The organism is Lentzea albidocapillata subsp. violacea (assembly GCF_900100275.1).
Classification (GTDB): domain Bacteria; phylum Actinomycetota; class Actinomycetes; order Mycobacteriales; family Pseudonocardiaceae; genus Lentzea; species Lentzea violacea.
In genome coordinates this window covers 285,909-304,982 of the sequence record NZ_FNET01000002.1, presented here as the reverse complement: position 1 = coordinate 304,982, position 19,074 = coordinate 285,909, and the positions used below count along the sequence as shown (strand labels likewise).

General features: G+C 71.0%; 17 protein-coding genes. 12 read left to right on the top strand and 5 right to left on the bottom strand.

The window, feature by feature from the left end:
* Nucleotides 1-61 precede the first annotated feature (61 nt).
* Both BLR21_RS06435 and BLR21_RS06430 read left to right on the top strand, forming a co-directional pair.
* The gene (locus BLR21_RS06435; RefSeq protein WP_030475841.1) at nt 62-379 is read left to right on the top strand and encodes a winged helix-turn-helix transcriptional regulator; all 318 of its coding nucleotides are present in this window, start codon (nt 62-64) and stop codon (nt 377-379) included.
* Nucleotides 376-1,515, top strand: coding sequence for a GDSL-type esterase/lipase family protein (locus BLR21_RS06430; protein WP_090004762.1), 1,140 nt, complete (start codon nt 376-378; stop codon nt 1,513-1,515). The genes BLR21_RS06435 and BLR21_RS06430 overlap by 4 nt, the downstream gene beginning before the upstream one ends.
* A 12-nt stretch (nt 1,516-1,527) precedes the next feature.
* Here BLR21_RS06430 and BLR21_RS06425 read toward each other — a convergent pair whose 3' ends face one another.
* On the bottom strand, nt 1,528-4,233 hold the full coding sequence (locus BLR21_RS06425) for a sensor domain-containing protein (RefSeq protein WP_256334503.1): 2,706 nt from the start codon (nt 4,231-4,233) through the stop codon (nt 1,528-1,530).
* A 236-nt stretch (nt 4,234-4,469) separates the two neighbouring features.
* Here BLR21_RS06425 and BLR21_RS06420 point away from each other — a divergent pair, with 236 nt between their 5' ends.
* On the top strand, nt 4,470-5,630 hold the full coding sequence (locus BLR21_RS06420; protein ID WP_090004761.1) for a beta-ketoacyl synthase N-terminal-like domain-containing protein: 1,161 nt from the start codon (nt 4,470-4,472) through the stop codon (nt 5,628-5,630).
* Between the two features lie 16 nt (nt 5,631-5,646).
* Here the strand turns inward: BLR21_RS06420 and BLR21_RS06415 are convergent, their stop codons facing one another.
* Complete coding sequence (locus BLR21_RS06415; protein ID WP_090004760.1) at nt 5,647-6,915, bottom strand: hypothetical protein; 1,269 nt, start codon at nt 6,913-6,915, stop codon at nt 5,647-5,649.
* Between the two features lie 214 nt (nt 6,916-7,129).
* On the opposite strand from BLR21_RS06415, the gene BLR21_RS06410 reads away from it, so the two are divergent.
* The 7 genes from BLR21_RS06410 (at nt 7,130) to BLR21_RS06380 (ending at nt 14,623) form a co-directional block, all read left to right on the top strand.
* Nucleotides 7,130-8,650 carry a sugar ABC transporter ATP-binding protein gene (locus BLR21_RS06410; RefSeq protein WP_256334502.1) on the top strand — a complete coding sequence of 507 codons (1,521 nt, stop codon included), beginning with the start codon at nt 7,130-7,132 and terminating at the stop codon, nt 8,648-8,650.
* A complete protein-coding gene (locus BLR21_RS06405; RefSeq protein ID WP_090004758.1) occupies nt 8,647-9,672 on the top strand; it encodes an ABC transporter permease in 1,026 nt (341 codons plus the stop codon). Before BLR21_RS06410 ends, BLR21_RS06405 begins: the two co-directional genes overlap by 4 nt.
* 42 nt (nt 9,673-9,714) lie before the next feature.
* Nucleotides 9,715-10,749, top strand: coding sequence for a substrate-binding domain-containing protein (locus BLR21_RS06400; protein WP_090004757.1), 1,035 nt, complete (start codon nt 9,715-9,717; stop codon nt 10,747-10,749).
* A gap of 47 nt (nt 10,750-10,796) precedes the next feature.
* Nucleotides 10,797-11,933, top strand: a complete 1,137-nt coding sequence (locus BLR21_RS06395) for a Gfo/Idh/MocA family protein (RefSeq protein ID WP_090005078.1) — start codon at nt 10,797-10,799, stop codon at nt 11,931-11,933.
* Between the two features lie 9 nt (nt 11,934-11,942).
* A complete protein-coding gene (locus BLR21_RS06390; RefSeq protein WP_090004756.1) occupies nt 11,943-12,950 on the top strand; it encodes a sugar phosphate isomerase/epimerase family protein in 1,008 nt (335 codons plus the stop codon).
* Between the two features lie 42 nt (nt 12,951-12,992).
* A complete protein-coding gene (locus BLR21_RS06385) occupies nt 12,993-14,210 on the top strand; it encodes an ROK family transcriptional regulator (protein ID WP_090004755.1) in 1,218 nt (405 codons plus the stop codon).
* 137 nt (nt 14,211-14,347) lie between these two features.
* On the top strand, nt 14,348-14,623 hold the full coding sequence (locus BLR21_RS06380; protein WP_084400802.1) for a LuxR C-terminal-related transcriptional regulator: 276 nt from the start codon (nt 14,348-14,350) through the stop codon (nt 14,621-14,623).
* A 39-nt stretch (nt 14,624-14,662) separates the two neighbouring features.
* Here BLR21_RS06380 and BLR21_RS06375 read toward each other — a convergent pair whose 3' ends face one another.
* Both BLR21_RS06375 and BLR21_RS06370 read right to left on the bottom strand, forming a co-directional pair.
* On the bottom strand, nt 14,663-15,400 hold the full coding sequence (locus BLR21_RS06375; RefSeq protein ID WP_090004754.1) for a D-Ala-D-Ala carboxypeptidase family metallohydrolase: 738 nt from the start codon (nt 15,398-15,400) through the stop codon (nt 14,663-14,665).
* 150 nt (nt 15,401-15,550) lie between these two features.
* Entirely contained in the window at nt 15,551-16,114 is a 564-nt protein-coding gene (locus BLR21_RS06370; RefSeq protein ID WP_176929505.1) for a TetR/AcrR family transcriptional regulator, read from the bottom strand.
* A gap of 107 nt (nt 16,115-16,221) precedes the next feature.
* Between BLR21_RS06370 and BLR21_RS06365 the strand changes: the two genes are divergently transcribed.
* Both BLR21_RS06365 and BLR21_RS06360 read left to right on the top strand, forming a co-directional pair.
* Nucleotides 16,222-16,656, top strand: coding sequence for a DUF6069 family protein (locus tag BLR21_RS06365; RefSeq protein ID WP_090004752.1), 435 nt, complete (start codon nt 16,222-16,224; stop codon nt 16,654-16,656).
* A gap of 123 nt (nt 16,657-16,779) precedes the next feature.
* Nucleotides 16,780-18,582, top strand: coding sequence for a serine/threonine-protein kinase (locus tag BLR21_RS06360; RefSeq protein ID WP_090004751.1), 1,803 nt, complete (start codon nt 16,780-16,782; stop codon nt 18,580-18,582).
* Here the strand turns inward: BLR21_RS06360 and BLR21_RS06355 are convergent.
* On the bottom strand, nt 18,579-19,037 hold the full coding sequence (locus BLR21_RS06355; RefSeq protein WP_090004750.1) for a VOC family protein: 459 nt from the start codon (nt 19,035-19,037) through the stop codon (nt 18,579-18,581). The two genes, BLR21_RS06360 and BLR21_RS06355, sit on opposite strands and share 4 nt — an antisense overlap.
* Nucleotides 19,038-19,074: the final 37 nt, after the last annotated feature.

Sequence of the window (19,074 nt, the reverse complement as noted above, 5' to 3'; positions counted from 1 at the left end):
ACGCCACTCCAGCAGCACGCGGAACGCCCGGCAAGTACGCACTTTCTGGTGAGGAGCGCCGATGTACAACTGCCCGGTCGAGCTGGCCCTCGACGTCATCGGCGGCAAGTGGCGCGCGGTGATCCTCGCGCACCTGAAGCAACGGCCGCACCACTACGGCGAGCTGCGCCGCAAGGTGCCCGGGATCAGCGAGAAGATGTTCGTGCAGCGGCTGCGCGAGCTGCAGGAGTCGGGCCTGGTGGCACGGGCCGAGGTGCCTCCGCACGTCGAGTACTCGCTCACCGGCGAGGGTCGCAGCCTCGGACCCGCCCTGCAGGCCCTCTACGACTGGGGTGTCGAGCGCGCCGCCCGCACCGGTGCGAGCATTGTGGGCACATGATCACCACACCGCTGACCGACGAGCTCGTACGCGGCGCCGCCGAACTGGAAGCCACGGCACGTGGCGTGCGCCCGCATCGTCTGCCTGCCTGGGTGCGCGAGCGCTTCCCGGATCCACAGCTGATGACCGCGGAGAGCAGGCCTTCCGGCGTGCGCGTGGTGATGGCCACCGAGGCCCGCACGATCGAGCTGGTCCTGCACCCGAGCGCGGTCTCCTACCGCGGCGTCGAGCGCCCGCGCGGCAGCGTCGATCTGGTGGTCGACGGAGAACTGGTCGCCAGCGAGGAACTCGACGGTGGCGACCACGCCGAGCTCGACGTGCGGACAGGTGCACGCGAGTTCCACGAGGGCCCGGCGTTCACCGCACGGTTCGCCGATCTCGCCGCCGGCGACAAGGTCGTCGAGATCTGGTTGCCTCACAACGAGACGGTGGACCTGGTCGCGCTGCGCACGGACGCCCCGGTGCGTCCGGCCGGCTCGGACCGCCGAATCTGGTTGCACCACGGCAGTTCCATCAGCAGCGGGTCCAACGCGGCCACGCCGGCCCGCACCTGGCCCGCGGTCGCCGCGCGCCGCGGTGAGGTAGAGCTGCACAACCTCGGCTTCGGCGGCAGCGCGCTGGTCGACCCGTTCGTCGCGCGGGTGATGCGGGACCGCCCCGCCGACCTGATCAGCGTCAAGTTCGGCATCAACGTCGTGAACTTCGACGTCATGCGGCTGCGGGCGTTCGTGCCGGCCGTGCACGGCTTCCTGGACACGATCCGCGACGGCCATCCACGCACACCGCTCGTGCTGATGTCGCCCATCTTCTGCGGCACCTACGAGGACACACCGGGACCGGGCGGCATGGACCTGGAGGCGCTCGACGCGGGCAGGATCGTCTTCACCGCCACCGGTCCGCACGGCGACACGCCGCAGCTGACGTTGCGGATCATCCGCGAGGCGCTCGCGTCGCTGGCCGAACGCCGCGAGGACGACCCGAACCTGCACTACCTGGACGGCACGCGCCTCTACGGCGAGCAGGACGCCGTCACGCACCCGCTGCCCGACGCCCTGCACCCCGACACGGCCACGCACGAGCTGATCGGGGAGCGCTTCGCGCAGTACGCGTTCGCCGGTCCGTTTGCTGCCCGGTAGGCATCAGGGCGGTCACAGGTCCGCCAGCGGCACCGGCCTGCCCAGCAGAAACCCCTGCGCCTGATCACACCCGAGCGTCCGCAGGATCTCCAGCTGTTCCACCTGCTCCACCCCCTCGGCGATCACGGTCATGTCGACCGCGTGCGCCATGGCGATGATGCTCGTGACGATCGCCTCCGCCTCGTCGGAGCGGCCCAGCCCCGTCGTGAAGGAACGGTCGATCTTGAGCGTGTCCAGCGGCAGGGTGAGCAGCTGCGCGAGTGACGAGTAGCCGGTGCCGAAGTCGTCGATCGCCAGCCGCACACCGAGGTCGCGCAACGCCGCGAGGGTGCGGGCGGCCAGGGCCGGGTCGCGGGTCAGGGCGCTTTCGGTGATCTCCAGGCACAACGCGCTGGGGTCCAGCCCCGCCTTGTGGGTGGCGTGGCGGATTGCGGACACCAGCCACGGGTCGTCGAGCTGGCGGGCCGACAGGTTCACGGTCAATTCCAGGCCCGGTGCCAGGTCGGCGATCTCGCGGGTGGCGGTGTGCAGCATGTGGGCGCCGACGATGTTGATCAGGTCGCTCTCCTCGGCGAGCGTGATGAACTCCATCGGGGAGATCAGGCCGTAGCGCGGGTGCGTCCAGCGCAGCAGGCCCTCGACGGCGGTGCGCTCGTCCGTGCGGAGGTCGACGATGGGCTGGTAGGCGACCCACAGCTCGTCGCTCAGGGGTGCGGTGCGGAGGTCCTGTTCCAGCTGCAGCCTGCGCTGGATGCGGTCGCGCAGTTCGACGTCGAAGAACGCGATGCGGCCCCGGCCCCTCGTCTTCGCGTGGTACATCGCCAGGTCGGCGTCGCGGAGCAGGTCGGCGCCGTCGCGCGGGTCTCCCGGTTCGGCGAGGACGATGCCGACGCTCGCGTCCACGTGCAGTTTCCTGCCGTCCACGGAGATCGGGCGGTTGAGCTCGGCGCGGACGTGGTCGGCGAGGGAGGTCGCCTCGTCCGGACCGGTCACGCCGTAGGCGATGACGGTGAACTCGTCACCGCCGAGCCTGCCCACGACGTCGCCGCGGCGAGAGCTGCGGCTCAGCCTCGACCCGACGACGCGCAGCACCTCGTCGCCCGCGCTGTGGCCGAGGGAGTCGTTGATGACCTTGAACTTGTCCAGGTCGATGAACAGCACCGCGGTGAGCCCCGACCGGTGGGCCCTGGCGGCGGGGCTGAGGCGGTTGATCGTCACCGTGCGGTTGCACAGGCCTGTCAACGCGTCGTGCGTCGCCTCGTGCTCCAGCTGGCTGTCGATCATGCGGCGCTCGGTGATGTCGGTGAACGAGATGACCGTCGCCGAGGGCGTCATCCCGTCCTGGCTCAGCGCGCGGGCGCTCAGCGACAGCCAGACGTGGGTGCCGTCGGGCCGCAGCGAGCGCAGGATCCGGCCGTGCTGCGCCTTGCCGGTGGCACGGGTGATGGCCGACGCGTACTGAGCGCGCGGAATCGGCTGCCCGGACTCGTCGTGCAGTTCGGCCAGCGACGCGGGCTGGCCGATCGCGTCCTGCGCGCGCACGCCGAGGATCCGTTCGGCGGCGGGGTTCACGGACTCGACGAGACCGGTGGCGCCGACGACCAGCACGCCCTCCTCGATGGCCGCGACCACGGAGGTGAAGTGGTGCTCGGCCCGCCGGCGCGCTGTCTCGTCCGCGCAGATCAGCACGTAGCCGTCGTCCATCCGGGCGACCGACACCCGCACCGCCAGCGCGCCGCCGTCGGAGCGCCGGTGCACCGCGTGCACCACGCCTCCCGCGTCCAGCACCTCCAGCGGGTCCAGCGGCGCACCCACCACCTCGCCGATGGACCGCCCGATCGCCTCGGCCGCGCGCCGGCCGTAGACGTTCTCCGCGCTGCGGTTCCAGCTCGTCACGACACCGTCGGAGGTGGTCGCGATGAGCGCGTCGCTGACGTGTGCGGCGAGCGCGGCCTGGTAGCGCAGGGCCGCCGCGGCCGCCTTCTGCTCGGTGACGTCCCGCATGATCACCTGGAACGCCGGCCGGCCCTCCCAGGTCGTGCGCACGGAGACCGACTCGATGTCGGTGGTGCCGCCGTCGAACCGGACCAGCACGGCGTCGGCCGGGTCGCTGGTCGCGCCCGGCTCGGTCAGCTTCGAGATCCGCCCGATCATGTCCGGCTGTGAGTCCGGATGCACGAAGTCGGTGATCGGACGCCCGATCACGTCGGACTCGGACCGTGCCCGCACGAACTGGACCGCCGCCGGGTTCGCGTACACCAGCAGGCCCGCCTCGTGCACCACGATCGCCTCCGGAGCGAGGTCCACGAGCAGCCGGTAGCGGTCGGCGAGGTCCGCGAGCTCCTGCTGCTGGACGTGCCGCCGGGTCACGTCGGCGACGACACCGACCAGGGCACGGACGGACTCGTGGGTCGAGACGCGGGCGCGGAACTGGAGCCAGCGCGTGCCGATCGGGGTCTCGAGGGGCTGTTCCAGCTCGAAGTCCTGCCACGCCGCCGCCTTCGTGGCCACGTGCAGCGGGGCGGTCAGCTCGGCCAGCCGGACACGCACGGTGGCCTCGTCCGCGCCGGGCACGCCGATGACCGCGTCGAGGCCGGGCATCCAGCCGAGCTCGCCGGCGTCGAGGTCCAGCCACCACACGACGGCGGCACCGACCGAGAGCGCGAGCTCGACCAGCAGTTCCTGGTCGAAACCGGCGTCTCCGATCAGGCCACTCACGTCTCGGCCCCCAGATCCGGGTGTTGGCACTGTGAAGTCCTACTACACACTCGACCAGAGCCGCATCCGTCTGGCGTGAACATGGTGAGCCGTTATATCCGGTCGCCGGGAGCGCCCGATGATCAGGGTTCGCTTCTGACAGTCCACTGTGGACGGTTGAGCACCGTTTCGCAAGCCGGTTTACACCGTTATCCTTCTCCGCAGAGGTGTCGGCCCTCAGTCTGGGGGAGCTGGATATGGTCGCGCAAAGCATGGGCATTTGTGGAATCGGCGTGGTCAGCGCCTACGGGTGGAACCGCCGGTCGCTCTGGGACGGACTGATGAGCGGCAAACCCGCCGCGTCGATCGTCCCGGAACTGAACCGGTTCCCGGGCGACACGGTCTGGGCCGCGTACGTCGCGCAGGGCGGTGACCCGGTCGACGGGCCGAGCCGGTTCGCGCGGGCCATGCGAGCCGCCGCCAGGGAGGCCATCGACGACGCGGGTGCTCGCGGCTGGCGTCCGGGCCGGAGGGTCGGGCTGCTGCACGCGGTCGTGCTGGGCGAAGTGGACCTGTGGCGCGACTTCTACGTCACGCGCGGTGGCGAGTTACCGGTGCACGACTACTTGGCGTTAATGCCGTCCACGCCGATGTCGACGTTCATGCAGGAATACGGTTTCCACGGCCCCGCCATGAACGTCTCGGCGATGTGCGCGTCGGGCAACGCCGGACTGATCACGGCGAAAGCCTGGCTGGACGCGGGAATCGTCGACGATGTGGTGTTCGTCGCGACAGATCTGTCGCTCACCCCGGAGAACGTCTCCCACTTCGTCCGCCTGGGAGTGGCCATCGTGGACGCGGAGCCGCTCGACGCCTGCCGCCCGTTCCAGGAGGGCAGCAGGGGTTTCGTGATGGGTGAGGCGTCCGTGGCGTTCGTACTCTCGCGCAATGCGACCAACCCTTACGCGCTCACGCTCGGTGGCGCGATGTCTCACGACGCGTACCACGTGACGTCGATCGATCCGCGGCTCGACCAGGTCACCGCCTGCTTCACCGACGCGCTCGACAACGCGGGGGTGAGCGCGGCCGACGTGCGCTACCTGAACGCGCACGGTCCGGGCACGGCGCAGTGCGACACCGCCGAAGCGGCGGTGCTGGACCGGCTCTTCGGCCCGGACACCGGCATCTACTCCGTGAAACCGCTGACGGGGCACTGCCAGGGCGCGGCGTCGGCGATCGAGGTCGCGGTGACGGCGATGGCGTACGACACGGGAATGATCCCGGCCTCACCGGTCGTCGCACCGGCGCACCCGCGACTGCTGGACGGGCCGACGCCGTTGCGCGCCGGCCTCACGGTCAAGTCGTCGCTCGGCATGGGCGGCCACAACTCGGTGGTGGTGCTGGCGCCGCCGGCCTGAGGGTCTGGTCCTTCGTTCAGCAGGCGGGGAAGAACGCCCTGGTGCCGCCGGTGGCCTGCCGGTCGCTGAACCGGCAGCCGAACTGCGGGTCGTCCGTCCGGCGCACGTCGTCACCGGCCGGCCGCCTGCCCCGGTCCACCCACGTGGTCAGGTCGCGCCACGCGGTCCCGGCCTCGGCGGCGGAGAACTCGCAGTGGTCGACCGTGCGGATGGCGCGCTGCACCACCAGGTGCGTGCGGCCGAAGCGGGCGGCGTCGTCGCGGTAGTCCTGCTGCATCGAGAACGGCACGAACAGGTCGCCGATCCCGTGCAGCGACACGACGGGAGCACTCGGAAGGCCCTGCACGGCAGGGATCTGGGTGAGCGCCCACGTGTGCCGTGCGACGGGGTTGGCGGGCCGGACCCGTTGCACGGCCGCGTTCACGTTCACCGGCGAGTTCGGCCGGTAGCGGGTGGTGACGTTCGTGGCGATCTGCAGCGGGTTCTCCGCGAGGCTGGTGCCGGCGCGGTTGGTGACCAGGCCGAACAGGAAGTCCCGCCAGTAGGCGTAGGCCGCCTCGGTGCCGGGCCGCGCGCCGCCGGACAGGGTGGCGACGAGGGCCTTGAACTGGCCGTCGCGGCCGGCCAGCGCTTCCTTGATCCGGGGCACCACGACGGTCGCGTAGTCCGGCGGCAGCGGATAGGCCCTGATACCGGTCAGCGCCTGCGCGACGAGGTGGTAGCTCAGGAAGTAGTCGAACAGCTCGTGGTCGCCCAGCACACCGCACATCGGCAGCGCACCCGCGTAGAACCCCGGGTACTGCTCGAGCGAACGGGCGATGACGTGCCCGCCCATGGACACACCGGCCAGGAAGACCTTCGACGGCCGCTGCACCTTGCGCCCGAACAACGTCGCGAGCTCGCGGGTGGTCGTGACGCCGGCCCGGACGTCGTAGGCGTTGCTGTAGTAGGAGGACGCGGCCCACGCGTAGCCCTCGTCGAGCCAGCGCTGCCGTAGCCCGAACGGCGGAGCGTCGACGGTGAGGACCTTGCCGTCACCGCGATAGCCGTGCGCCCACATCGCGAGCCGCCCGTTCCAGCGCGGCGGCACCTCGATGATGTAGCCCGCGTGGCTGTGCACCCCCTGCAGAACCCTCGTCGGCTTACCGCCGACCAGTGCCGGGGCGAGAGGCGGGTTGACGATCGTGTAGCCGGGCAACGGCTGATCGCCGCCGGTGGCCGCCGCGGGCTGCGCCACGACGGACACGAGGACGAACGACAACGCGACGGTGAGCAGTCGTCTCATGCCCGGGACGCTACTAGCGGGCGGCCGTCGGCGACAGGAGTCCGTTCGGCCGTACGCGGTGCCCACGTGGATGCGCCGGTCAAGAGAAATGTTGGCCGATATGTGCCACGCCGGCCATCTTGCCGGGTGTGGAACGGCTCATTAGCGTCATTTTCCAGTAGGGCCGAATTCCCTTCTGGCACAACGGTTGCCGGAACCCCCGGAGGACTCGATGGTGAGCTCGCCCGCGCGTGCGAACGCGCTGCTGTCCGTGCAGGGGCTGGTGAAGCGCTTCCCCGGCGTGACCGCACTGGGAGGTGTGGACTTCGACGTCCGCGCGGGGGAGGTCCACTGCCTGCTCGGGCAGAACGGCGCGGGCAAGTCGACGCTGATCAAGGTGCTGTCCGGCGCGCACCGCCCCGACGAGGGCGAGATCCGCTGGCGGGGCGAGGTCGTGGAGTTCGGCAACCCGACGGCCGCGATGCGCAGCGGTGTGGCCGCCATCTACCAGGAGCTCGACCTCGTGGCCGGTTTGTCGGTGGCCGACAACGTGTTCCTCGGTCACGAACTGTCCACAGCGGGCTTCAGCCGGCGGGCGGAGGCGCGCCGCAGGACCCGCGCGCTGCTCGATCGCCTGGGGCACAGGGACATCTCGCCCGACCGTGACGTCGGCCGGTTGTCCGTGGCGCACCAGCAGGTCGTCAGCATGGCGCGGGCGCTGTCGCTGGACGGGCAGCTGCTGATCATGGACGAGCCGTCGGCCGTGCTGGACCCGGACGAGGTGCGGGTCCTGTTCGGTGTCATCAGGGAGCTCACCGCCCAGGGGGTGGCGGTGATCTACATCTCGCACCGGCTGGCCGAGATCAGGGAGATCGGCGACCGGGTGACCGTCCTCAAGGACGGCCGCACGGTCGCGACGGGTCTGCCCGCACGCGAGGTGAAGACCTCGGAGCTGATCTCACTGATGACCGGGCGGGTGCTCGACAACGTGTACCCGCGGCGGGCATCTCTCGACCCGGCCGCACCCGAGGTGCTGGTGGTGCGCGGACTGGCCGACGGCGACCGCTTCGCCGGCGTGGACCTCACGGTCCGCGCCGGTGAGGTGGTCGGGCTCGCGGGTCTCGTGGGATCCGGCCGTTCGGAGATCCTGGAGACCGTCTACGGCGCGCGCAAGGCGGCCGAGGGCACCGTGGAGGTCGACGGCAGGCGCCTGCGACGAGGAAGCGTCGGCGCCGCCGTGCGCGCGGGAATGGGGTTGTGCCCCGAGGAACGCAAGAGCCAGGGGCTGCTGCTGGACCAGGCCGTGTACCGCAACATCACCGTCTCGTCGATGTCGTCGTTCGCGAAGTTCGGGTTCCTGGACGACCGCGCCGAACGGGCCCGCTCGAGCCAGTTGACCGAGGCGCTGGACGTCCGGCCGGCCGGCGTCGACCGCCTGGTGCGCGGGCTGTCCGGAGGCAACCAGCAGAAGGTCGTGCTCGCGCGGTGGTTGCTGCGGGAGTGCCGGGTGCTGCTGCTGGACGAACCCACCCGCGGCGTGGACGTGGGCGCGCGCAGCGAGATCTACGAGCTCGTCCGTCAGCTGGCCGACTCCGGTGTCGCCGTGGTCGTCGTGTCCAGCGACGTCGAGGAGGTCCTGGGCCTGGCCGACCGGGTCCTGGTGGTGCGCGAGGGCCGGGTGGTGCACGACGGCCCGGCCGACGAGATCGACGAGTCCCGGGTCCTCGACCTGGTCATGGAAGGACACGCAGCATGAGCGAGGACACCGCCGCCGTGCCCACGCAGCAGAGAACACCGGCCGCGAAGGAGTCCGGCCTCTCGGCGCTGCTCGGCTCCGCGGCCGGGCGCAACACCGGTCTCGTGGTCGCACTGGTCCTGTTGTGCATCGGCGGTGTGGTCACCGCGGGCGACCGGTTCGCCGACGTCGACAACCTGCTCACCATCCTGCGGCTCGCGGCGGTGATCGGCGTCGTGAGCATCGGCATGACGTTCGTGATCACCGGCGGCGGGATCGACCTGTCGGTGGGCGCGATCGTCGCGCTGTCCTCGGTGTGGGCGACAACCCTTGCTACGCAGGGGATCGCGAACGACACGCACTGGATCGTCATGGTGTTCACCGCGTTGCTGGTGGGCGGTGCGTGCGGACTGGTCAACGGCGCGCTCATCGCCTACGGCCGGGTCGTGGCGTTCATCGCGACCCTCGCAAGCCTGGCCGCCGCCAGAGGCTTGGCCGAGATCATCTCCAACCGCAAGACGCAGATCGTGAACGTGCCGGGCTTCGCCGCGTTCTTCGACGCGTCGGTGCTGGGGATACCGGTGCTCGTGGTGATCTTCGCACTGGTCGCCGTGGGCGGGTGGGTGTTGCTCAACCGGACCACGTTCGGGCGGCGGACGTTCGCCGTCGGCGGCAACCCGGAGGCGGCACGGCTCGCCGGCATCGACGTGCGGCGCCACACCGTGATGCTCTACTCGCTGCTCGGCCTGTGCTGCGGGCTCGCCGCCGTCATGCTCATCGCCCGCACCACGACCGGCAGCGCGACCCACGGCGGCCTGTACGAACTGGACGCGATCGCCGCGGTCGTGATCGGCGGCACGCTGTTGTCCGGTGGCCGCGGCACGATCGCCGGCACCGTCTTCGGCGTCCTGATCTTCACCACGCTGTCGAACGTCTTCACCCTCAACAACCTCTCCATCTCCGCCCAGGCCGTCGCGAAGGGCGCGATCATCGTGGTCGCCGTCCTCCTCCAGCAGCGGCTCGCCCGACGCAGCGGCGCTTGAGGCCGCGACCACCACCGCCGCACTCCGAGGAGATAGAAACCCATGCCACACAAGAGAACCGTCAGCCTCGTCGCCGCGCTGACACTCGGTGTCACGCTCACCGCGTGCACGGGCAACACCCCCGAGCCCCAGGGCGGCGGGAACCAGAGCGGCGGCGTGAAGGTCGCCAACGACGAGCCGGGTGAGAAGGTCGTCATCGGCTTCTCCGCACCGGCCGCCGACCACGGCTGGATGGCCGCGATCACCGACGCCGCCAAGAAGGAGGCCGGCAAGTACTCCGACGTCGAGCTGCGCGTCGTCGAGGGCACCAACGACCCCAACCTCCAGATCAGCCAGGTCGAGACGTTCATCAACGACAAGGTGGACGCGATCGTCCTGCTGCCGTTCGACGGCGCGGCGCTCACCCCGGTCGCACTGAAGGCCATGAAGGCCGGCATCACCGTGATCAACGTGGACCGCCAGTTCGACAGCCCGTTCGCCGCGCGCTCCACCGTGCTGGGCGACAACTACGGCATGGGCGTGTCCGCCGGCACGTACGTCTGCGAGCGGCTCAAGGACAAGCCGGGCTCCGTGGTCGCGGAGATCGCCGGCATCGACTCGCTGCCGCTGACGCAGGACCGCAGCAAGGGCTTCGCGGAGGCGCTCGCGGGCTGCGGGCTGAAGGTCAGCAACCGCGTGGCCGCCGAGTTCACCGTGGAGAGCGGTGAGCGGGCGGCCGCGAACCTGCTGCAGGCCGCACCCAAGATCGACGCCCTGTGGAACCACGACGACGACCAGGGTGTCGGCGTCACCGCCGCCATCAAGAACTCCGGCCGCAGCGAGTTCTTCATGGTCGGCGGCGCGGGTTCGGCCAACGTGATGCGTGAGATCAAGGCGGACAACGGCCCGCACAAGGCGACCGTGATCTACCCGTCCACCCAGGGCGCCGACGGCATCCGGCTCGCGCGGCTCGCCGTGCAGGGCAAGGCCCTCGGCGACCTGGTCGAGGTGGAGGTGCCCCGGCAGGTCCAGCTCTTCGCACCGGTCGTCACGAAGGACAACGTCGACCGCTACCTGCCGACCGCCTTCGAGTCCTGAGAAACCGAGAGGACCGCATTGTGACGACGCCGGAGCTGGGCATCGCGATGATCGGCCACGCCTTCATGGGAGCCGCGCACTCCCAGGCGTGGCGGGTCGCGCCGCGCTTCTTCGACCTGCCGCTGCGACCGGTGATGTCCGTGCTCTGCGGCCGCGACGCCGAGCGCACCGCGGCCGCCGCCGAACGCCTGGGCTGGGCGGAGGCCGTGACCGACTGGAAGTCCGTGCTGGACCGCGACGACGTGCACGTGGTGGACATCTGCACGCCGGGTGACACGCACGCCGAGATCGCGGTCGCCGCCCTGGAGGCGGGCAAGCACGTGCTGTGCGAGAAGCCGATGGCCAACAGCGTCGCCGAAGCCGTCGCCATGGCCGAGGCCGCCGGACGCGCCGCGCGGCACGGGGTCCGGGCCATGGTCGGGTTCAGCTACCGGCGGGTGCCCGCCCTGGGCCTGGCCCGCGACCTGGTCGCCCAGGGCAGGCTGGGGCGCATCCACCACGTGCGCGCCCAGTACCTGCAGGACTGGATCGTGGACCCGGCCGCACCGCTGTCCTGGCGGCTGGACAAGGAGAAGGCGGGCTCCGGCGCGCTGGGCGACATCGGCGCGCACATCGTGGACGCCACCCAGTTCGTCCTCGGCGACACCATCAGCGAGGTGATGGGGACGCTGGTGACGTTCGTGCCGGAGCGTCCGCTGGCGGCCAGTCACTCCGGGCTGTCCGGCACCGCGTCCGAGGAGACCGGGCCGGTCACCGTGGACGACGCGGCGCTGTTCCTGGCGCGCTTCGCCGGCGGCGCGCTCGGCTCGTTCGAGGCCACGCGCTTCGCCAACGGCCGCAAGAACGCGCTGCGCATCGAGATCAACGGCTCGAAGGGCAGCCTGGCGTTCGACTTCGAGGACATGAACGTGCTGCAGTTCTTCGACGGCACCGAGGACGCCGCCGTCGCGGGGTTCCGCCGGATCATGGTCACCGAGCCGGAGCACCCGTACGTGGGTGCCTGGTGGCCCGCCGGGCACGGCCTGGGCTACGAGCACGCGTTCACCCACCAGGCCGTCGACCTCGTGCGGGCGGTGGCCGCGGGCACCGACCCCACACCGACGTTCGCCGACGGACTGCGGGTGCAGCGCGTCCTCGCCGCCGTCGAGGCCAGCTCGGAAACCCGCACGTGGCAGCAGGTCTGAGGAGGAGACATGGCACGTCCGATCACGCTGTTCACGGGCCAGTGGGCCGACCTGCCGTTCGAGGAGGTCGCCCGGCTGGCCTCGGGCTGGGGCTACGACGGCCTGGAGATCGCCTGCTGGGGCGACCACCTCGACCCGTGGCGGGCCGCGGAGGACGACGACTACGTCGCGGACCGGCTCGCGATCCTCGCCAAGCACGACCTGAAGGTGTGGGCGATCTCCAACCACCTCACCGGCCAGGCCGTCTGCGACGACCCCATCGACGAACGGCACCAGGGCATCCTGTCCGCCCGCAACTGGGGTGACGGCGATCCCGAGGGAGTGCGGCAGCGGGCGGCGGAGGAGATGAAGGCGACCGCGCGGGCCGCGGCCAGACTCGGTGTCGACACCGTCGTCGGGTTCACCGGCTCGTCGATCTGGAAGGCCGTCGCGATGTTCCCGCCGGCGCCCGCCTCGATGATCGACGCGGGCTACCAGGACTTCGCCGACCGCTGGAACCCGATCCTGGACGTGTTCGACGAGGTGGGCGTGCGGTTCGCGCACGAGGTCCACCCGTCCGAGATCGCCTACGACTACTGGACCACCGTCCGGGCGCTGGAGGCGATCGGGCACCGGCCCGCGTTCGGCCTCAACTGGGACCCGTCGCACTTCGTCTGGCAGGACCTCGACCCGGTCGGGTTCCTGTGGGACTTCCGCGACCGGATCTACCACGTCGACTGCAAGGACGCCCGCCGCCAGGTCGGCAACGGCCGCAACGGGCGCCTCGGCTCGCACCTGGCGTGGGCGGACCCGCGGCGCGGCTGGGACTTCGTCTCGACCGGACGCGGTGACGTGCCGTGGGAGCAGTCGTTCCGGATGCTCAACACCATCGGCTACGCCGGCCCGATCAGCGTCGAGTGGGAGGACGCGGGGATGGACCGGCTCACCGGTGCCCCCGAGGCGCTGGAGTTCATCCGCCGCAACGCCTTCGACCCGCCGTCGGCCTCGTTCGACGCCGCGTTCAGTTCCGGCGGGTGACGACCGCGAACCGCCTGCCCGTGCCGATGTGACAATTGTTCGATGGAGAGCACCTTGGGTGTCGAGGCGGGTTCGCCGGCCGCAGTGCTGCGCATGCTGATGGACGGCAGCCCGCGCACCCGTGCGGAGATCGTGGCCGCGACCGGCCTCGCCCGTTCCACCGTGCGCGCCAGGCTGGACCTGCTGGTGGCCGCCGGCCTGGTGACCGGCAGCGGCACGGGCGAGTCGACCGGAGGCCGTCCGGCCGGCCGGTTCGGCTTCAACCCCTCCGCCCACCTCGTGCTCGCCGCCGAGGTGGGCGCCACCCACGCCACCGTCGCCATCTCCGACCTGGCCTGCCGGTTGCTGGCCGTCGAACAGGTGGACCTCGACGTGGCCGACGGCCCGGCAGCCATACTCCCGCTCCTCGTCACGACCTGGCGCTCGTTGCTGCGGACCGTCGGCACCGCGGAGATCGCGGGCGTCGGCATCGGCCTGCCGGGTCCGGTCGAGCATTCCAGCGGCCGCCCGAACAACCCGCCGATCATGCCGGGCTGGGACGGTTTCGACGTCCCCGCGGCGATCGCGGCGGAGTTCGACGTGCCGGTCCTGGTCGACAACGAGGTCAACCTCATGGCCCTGGGCGAGCACACCGCCTCGCACCCGGACGTGCGGCACATGATCGTGGTCAAGGCGGCGACCGGCATCGGCGCGGGCCTGATCAGCAACGGCGTCCTGCACCGCGGCGCGGCGGGTGCCGCGGGCGACCTCGGGCACATCCGGGTCCCCCAGGGCGGCGAGGCGCTCTGCCGCTGCGGCAACACCGACTGCCTGGAAGCGGTCGCCGCCGGCCCCGCGCTGGCCGCGAAGCTGCGCGAGCTGGGCCACCCCGCCGACTCGACGGCCGACGTGGTCGGTCTGGTCAGGGCCGGCAACCTCGATGCGGGCCGCGTCGTGCGGCAGGCGGGCAGGGACATCGGCGAGGTGCTCGCCGGCTGCGTGAGCATGTTCAACCCGTCGCTCGTGGTCATCGGCGGCCTGCTCGCGGAGGCGGGCGAGATGCTGCTGGCGGGCGTGCGCGAGTCGATCTACCGCCGCTCGCTCCCGCTGGCCACGGAGAACCTCCGCATCGTCGCGTCGGGCGCCGGTGTGACCGCCGGTGCCCTGGGCGCGGCGGCGATGGTGGTGCGGCACGTGCTGTCACCGGAGGTGCTGGACGCGCGGCTGGGCGAGGTCGCCGCCGGCGCACATGAGGTGCAGCTTTCCTCCAGCGCCACCTAGGCGCGTCGATCACGTGTCCCGCAGCGGTCCTTCCTGCCCTGGTAATGGCGGCATTCATCCTGAAGATGGGTGTGATTTGACAGCGAAGTGCGGACTTTTGATTGACGGCCGCCAATAGTCCGACATACAGTCGCCCTATGACTGTGACCCGCGTAACACCGGGGGTGGTCACCCACCTGACCGTGGGCCAGGAGCCCACGATGGCGACTCAGCGCCTGCTGCGGCTCATGCGCACCGGCGCGACCGACCGTGCGATCGCCCGCGAGCTGGACGTCAGCCTGCGCACCCTGAATCGGCGCATCGCGCGCCTGCAGTCGTTGCTCGGCGTGCAGTCGAGGTTCCAGCTCGGCATGCTCGCCGCCGAGCTGGAGTGGCTCGCGGTGCCTCCGCGGGCGCGGGCCGCGGGGGAGTGAACGACGGCTCCCGCGTGGGAGCCGTCGTGTCGAAGGTGGCTAGATGCCGCAGCTCGGTGCGGACCAGAAGCGGCTGGACCTGTGGGCGACGTGCACGTGGTCGTTGTGGCCGGTGTAGCCCGGGCCGAGGATTTCGCTGAAGCCGTGGTTGCGGGCCTGCCTGGCCAGTGCGCAGAAGCCCTGCGGCCCGGCGCCCAGGTCGACGGCGTCGCCGTAGAGGTGCCGGCTTCCGGTCGAGCCGCCGACGGCGTTGTTGCACGAGACGCTGCGGAAGCCGCCGTTGACGTCGATCGGCCTGTCTCCCATGGCGTGCCGCATCGCCTGCAGCTTCCACATGGACACCAGCGCGTTGGCGCGCGCGGTCGCCGCCGAGACCTTGCCGCCCGACCAGTCGGAGTTGCAGTTGTTCAGCTCGTCGTAGGAGAAGTTGACGGGCGTGCAGTCGTTGTCCTGCAACGCGTAGAGCTTCGAGAACGTGGCTGACCCGGCGATGCCGTCGGCGCCGAGGCCGTAGGCCTGCTGGAACCGGGTCACCGCCGCCTTGGTGGCGGGCCCGAACTGCCCGTCGAGGCCCAGCACACCGCCGTAGCCGGGATAGCCGGCCACTCGGATCTGCAGCTGACGCACGTCCTCGCCCGACGCTCCCTGCGAGAGGGTGCGTCCCCAGGTGTAACAGGCGTCGGCGGCCGTCACGGGGTCCGCCTCCGCCGCTGCGGCAGGGGTGACGACCACGGCGGAGAGTAGGGCGAGGACCGGTAAGACGAAACGGAGTTTCATGACAAGCGGCACCTTTCGATCACAGGGAGGTGCAGCGTGTCGAGTTTTCGCCGGGTCTGTCAATGAGCAACCAAATGAACTTCGAGTGCGGCGAGGAGAAACCACCCGAACGGCCGTGGGGACAAACGCCGCTACTGTCCACAAAGGACCCTAGTCCGGCCGGTGCCCGTCGAGGAACCGGCGCACGACGGTCTGGGGATCAGCGGGCGCCTGGGTGGCCCGCTGGTCGACCCGGCGCGCGATGGACCGCATCATCACCGGGCCGACCAGTGCGAAGAACGTGTGCCGCGGCGGCTCCACGACGAGAGCGCCGCGTCGCTGGTGGTGCAGGATCACCGCGTCCACCCGCTCCAGCAGCGTCTCCGGTTCGGCGAGGACCGCGGCCACCTCGGGACTGAACTTCGCCTCCCGCATCAGGGTGAGCACGACTCCGCCGCGCGTCTCGTAGAGCCGGGCGTAGTAGCTCACGATCGTGACCAGGTCGGCGTTCACGTCGTCGCCTGGAGCGTCGAGGTCGAGCGCGAACCCCTTGAAGTTGCCGCGCACGGCCAGCCGCAGCAGGTTCTGCTTGGAGGTGAACCGGCGGAACAGCGTCGCCTCGTTGATCCCGGCGGCGTCGGCGATCGCGCGGGTGGTCGCCCGTTCGTACCCCTGTTCGGCGATCACCTCCAGCGCCGCGTCGAACACCGTCTCGTCGGTCACCCGGCCGGCCACGCGTCCTCCTCGATGTATGCAAGTGTGCACTTGCATCAGCGTGGCCGGATGGCTACCTTGTTTTGCAAGTGCTCGCTTGCAATTCAGCCTACCGAAGGACAGGGCTCATGGCCGACACCAGCTTCCCGACTCGCTCCTCAGTTCTCGCGCCCAGCGCCGGGGAGGTCGTCGTCGGCCTTCTGGGGTCCGCTGTGATCTCGATCGCGGTCAACGCCCTGATCGCCCTGGTCGCGGGCAGGTTCGTCCCGGCAGGCACCGAACGCATGGGCCTGGCCCTCGCCGAGTACGCGCCCGCCACGGTGATCGGGATCCTGCTCGGCACGCTCGGCTGGTACCTCGTGCGCCGTTCCGCCGGTGACCCGCGGCGGGTGCTGCGTGTCCTCGTGCCCGTTGTCGTCGTGCTCTCGTGGATTCCGGACCTCGGCATTCTCGCGGGAGGCGCCGCCGTGGCGAACTCGGTCGCGCTGATCGCGATGCACACCGTCGTCGCCGCCGCCACGGTGCCCGTGCTGTCGCGCGTCCTGCCGCTTCCCGTCCGGTGATGATCCGGTCGTGGTCCTCCGCGAACCGGCCGGCCCGCTGATTTGTAGGCTGCCGTCCGGTGGAACGCGCGGCGGCCGGCGCGCGTCGACTCGGACGGACGCGACGCTCGGGACACGAGGACCATGACGGAAGAGACGTTCGGGCCGTACCGGATCGAGCAACTGCTCGGTCGCGGCGGGATGGGCGAGGTGCACCGGGCCTACGACACGGCGCATGACCGGTTCGTGGCGCTCAAGAGGCTGTCGCCCGGTTACCACGACGACGAGGACTACCGCGCCCGCTTCCGCCGCGAGGCGCAGATCGTCGCCCGGCTGCGCGAACCGCACGTCATCCCCATCCACGCCTACGGCGAGATCGACGACCGCCTCTACCTGGACATGCGGCTGGTGGAGGGCGCCGACCTGGCGGACGTCATCCGCGAGGGGACCGTCGAACCGGCACGGGCCGTGCGCATCGTCGACCAGGTGGCGAGCGCCTTGGACGCCTCCCACGCAGACGGCCTCGTGCACCGCGACGTGAAGCCGTCGAACGTCCTCGTGACCCCCGGCGACTTCGTGTACCTGGTGGACTTCGGCATCGCCCGCAGCGTCTCACCGGCCGCCACGAGCCTGACGGCGTCCGGCTCCGTGGTCGGCACCCTCGACTACATGGCCCCGGAACGCTTCGAGAGCGGCCCGGTGGACGGCCGCGCGGACGTGTACGCCCTGGCGTGCGTCCTGTTCGCCTGCCTGACGAGCCGCCGGCCGTTCAGCGCCGACGGCACCGCCGCCCAGATCTGGGCGCACCTCAACGAGGCACCGCCCAAGGCGTCCCCGCTGAACCCGGAGGTCCCGGCGGCGCTGGACGTCGTCATCGCGAAGGGCATGGCCAAGAACCCGGCCGACCGCTACGCCACGGCGGGGGCGTTCGCGCGGGCGGCAGCAGAGGCGCTGGCCGCACCTGGGGGCGCGATACCACCCGCGACACCACCCGTGGGACAACTCGGGCTGGCGGGCGCGACCCCGCCCGCGACACCACCCGCGGGACAACTCAGGCCGGCGGGCGCGACCCCGCCCGCGGGACAGCCCACCCCTCCGACCCCACCGGGCGGCCACGCCGCACCCCCGATCGGCTGGCAGCAACCCGTCGCGCCGGTCCCGCACGGCCGCCCGCACTTCTCCCAGCCGCCGCAGCCCGTCGCGCCGGTTCAGCGCGTCGCGACCGGCCCCCAGCAGGTCACGCCGCCACTGCCGTACCCACCGACCCGCGCCCAGTCCGGTCCCGCGTCCCCCGCCAAGCGGATCGCCCTCGCCGGCGGAGTGCTCGCGGTCGTGGCGGCAATCGTCGCGACCGTACTGATCATCGGGAACGGTGACAGGACGCTCGGGTCCGGCACGTCCAGCAGCACCCCGGCCCGCACGACCACCACCAGCACGACCACCACGACCACGAGCGCCACCCCGACGCGGACGCCGCAGGACGACGCGCTGCTGGCCGCCCTCCCGGCCGTCTACCAGACCGCCAAGTCCTGCGTGCCCATCGCCGCCGACAAGGGCACGGTCGCCACCGCCCGCTGCACCACCGTGACCGTCGATGACCCGTGGGCCCCGCCGCCGGCCGAGGCCGAGTTCCGGCTGTTCGCCGACCAGGCCCGGCAGAACGAGTTCTTCCAGGACCTGGTGACGAGCCGGGGCATTCCGCGGATGGACGAGCGCGGTGGATGCCGGCCCAAGTCCGACCCCATCCACTACGCGCTCTACTACCGCGACACCTCCGGCCCGCTGCCGAACGAGTTCACCACCTGTTTCCTCGACGGTGGCAACGCCCAGGTCTGGTGGGTCGACACCAGGAAACTCACCATCGGCACGCTGAAGAAGCCGGGCGACGTCGACACCCTCGACAAGCTCGACCTGTGGTGGAACCACCAGATCCTGACGGTGCTCTAGGCCTGCGCTCGGACGTCCAGGATCCACGTCACGCCGAACCGGTCGGTGAGCATGCCGAAGGCCGGCGCCCACGGCGCGGGGCCGAACTCCTCGACCACCGCGGCGCCGTCGGCGAGGCCCTTCCAGAGGGTGGCGACCTCCTCGACGGACTCGCCGCTCACGGAGACGAAGAACGGCTCCGTGGTGATCGTCGTGCCGTTCGCCCGGTGGGTGGTGGGCTCGCCCTGGACGAACGGGACGGTCTCGCCGGGCACGTCGTAGGCCATGACGCGGAAGCCGTTGTCGGCGACGACCTGGCCGAAGACCACGTTCTGGGCGCCGGGCAGGTCGGCGGGCATGTCGAAGTCGGCGTAGGTGGCGATGGTGGCCTGTCCGCCGAACACCGACCGGTAGAACTCCAGAGCCTCCCTGGCCTGGCCGCGGAAGTTGAGGTGGGTGACTGCGCTGAGCGACATGGTGTCCGGTCCTTCACGAGTGGTTCCCGCCGCCGGA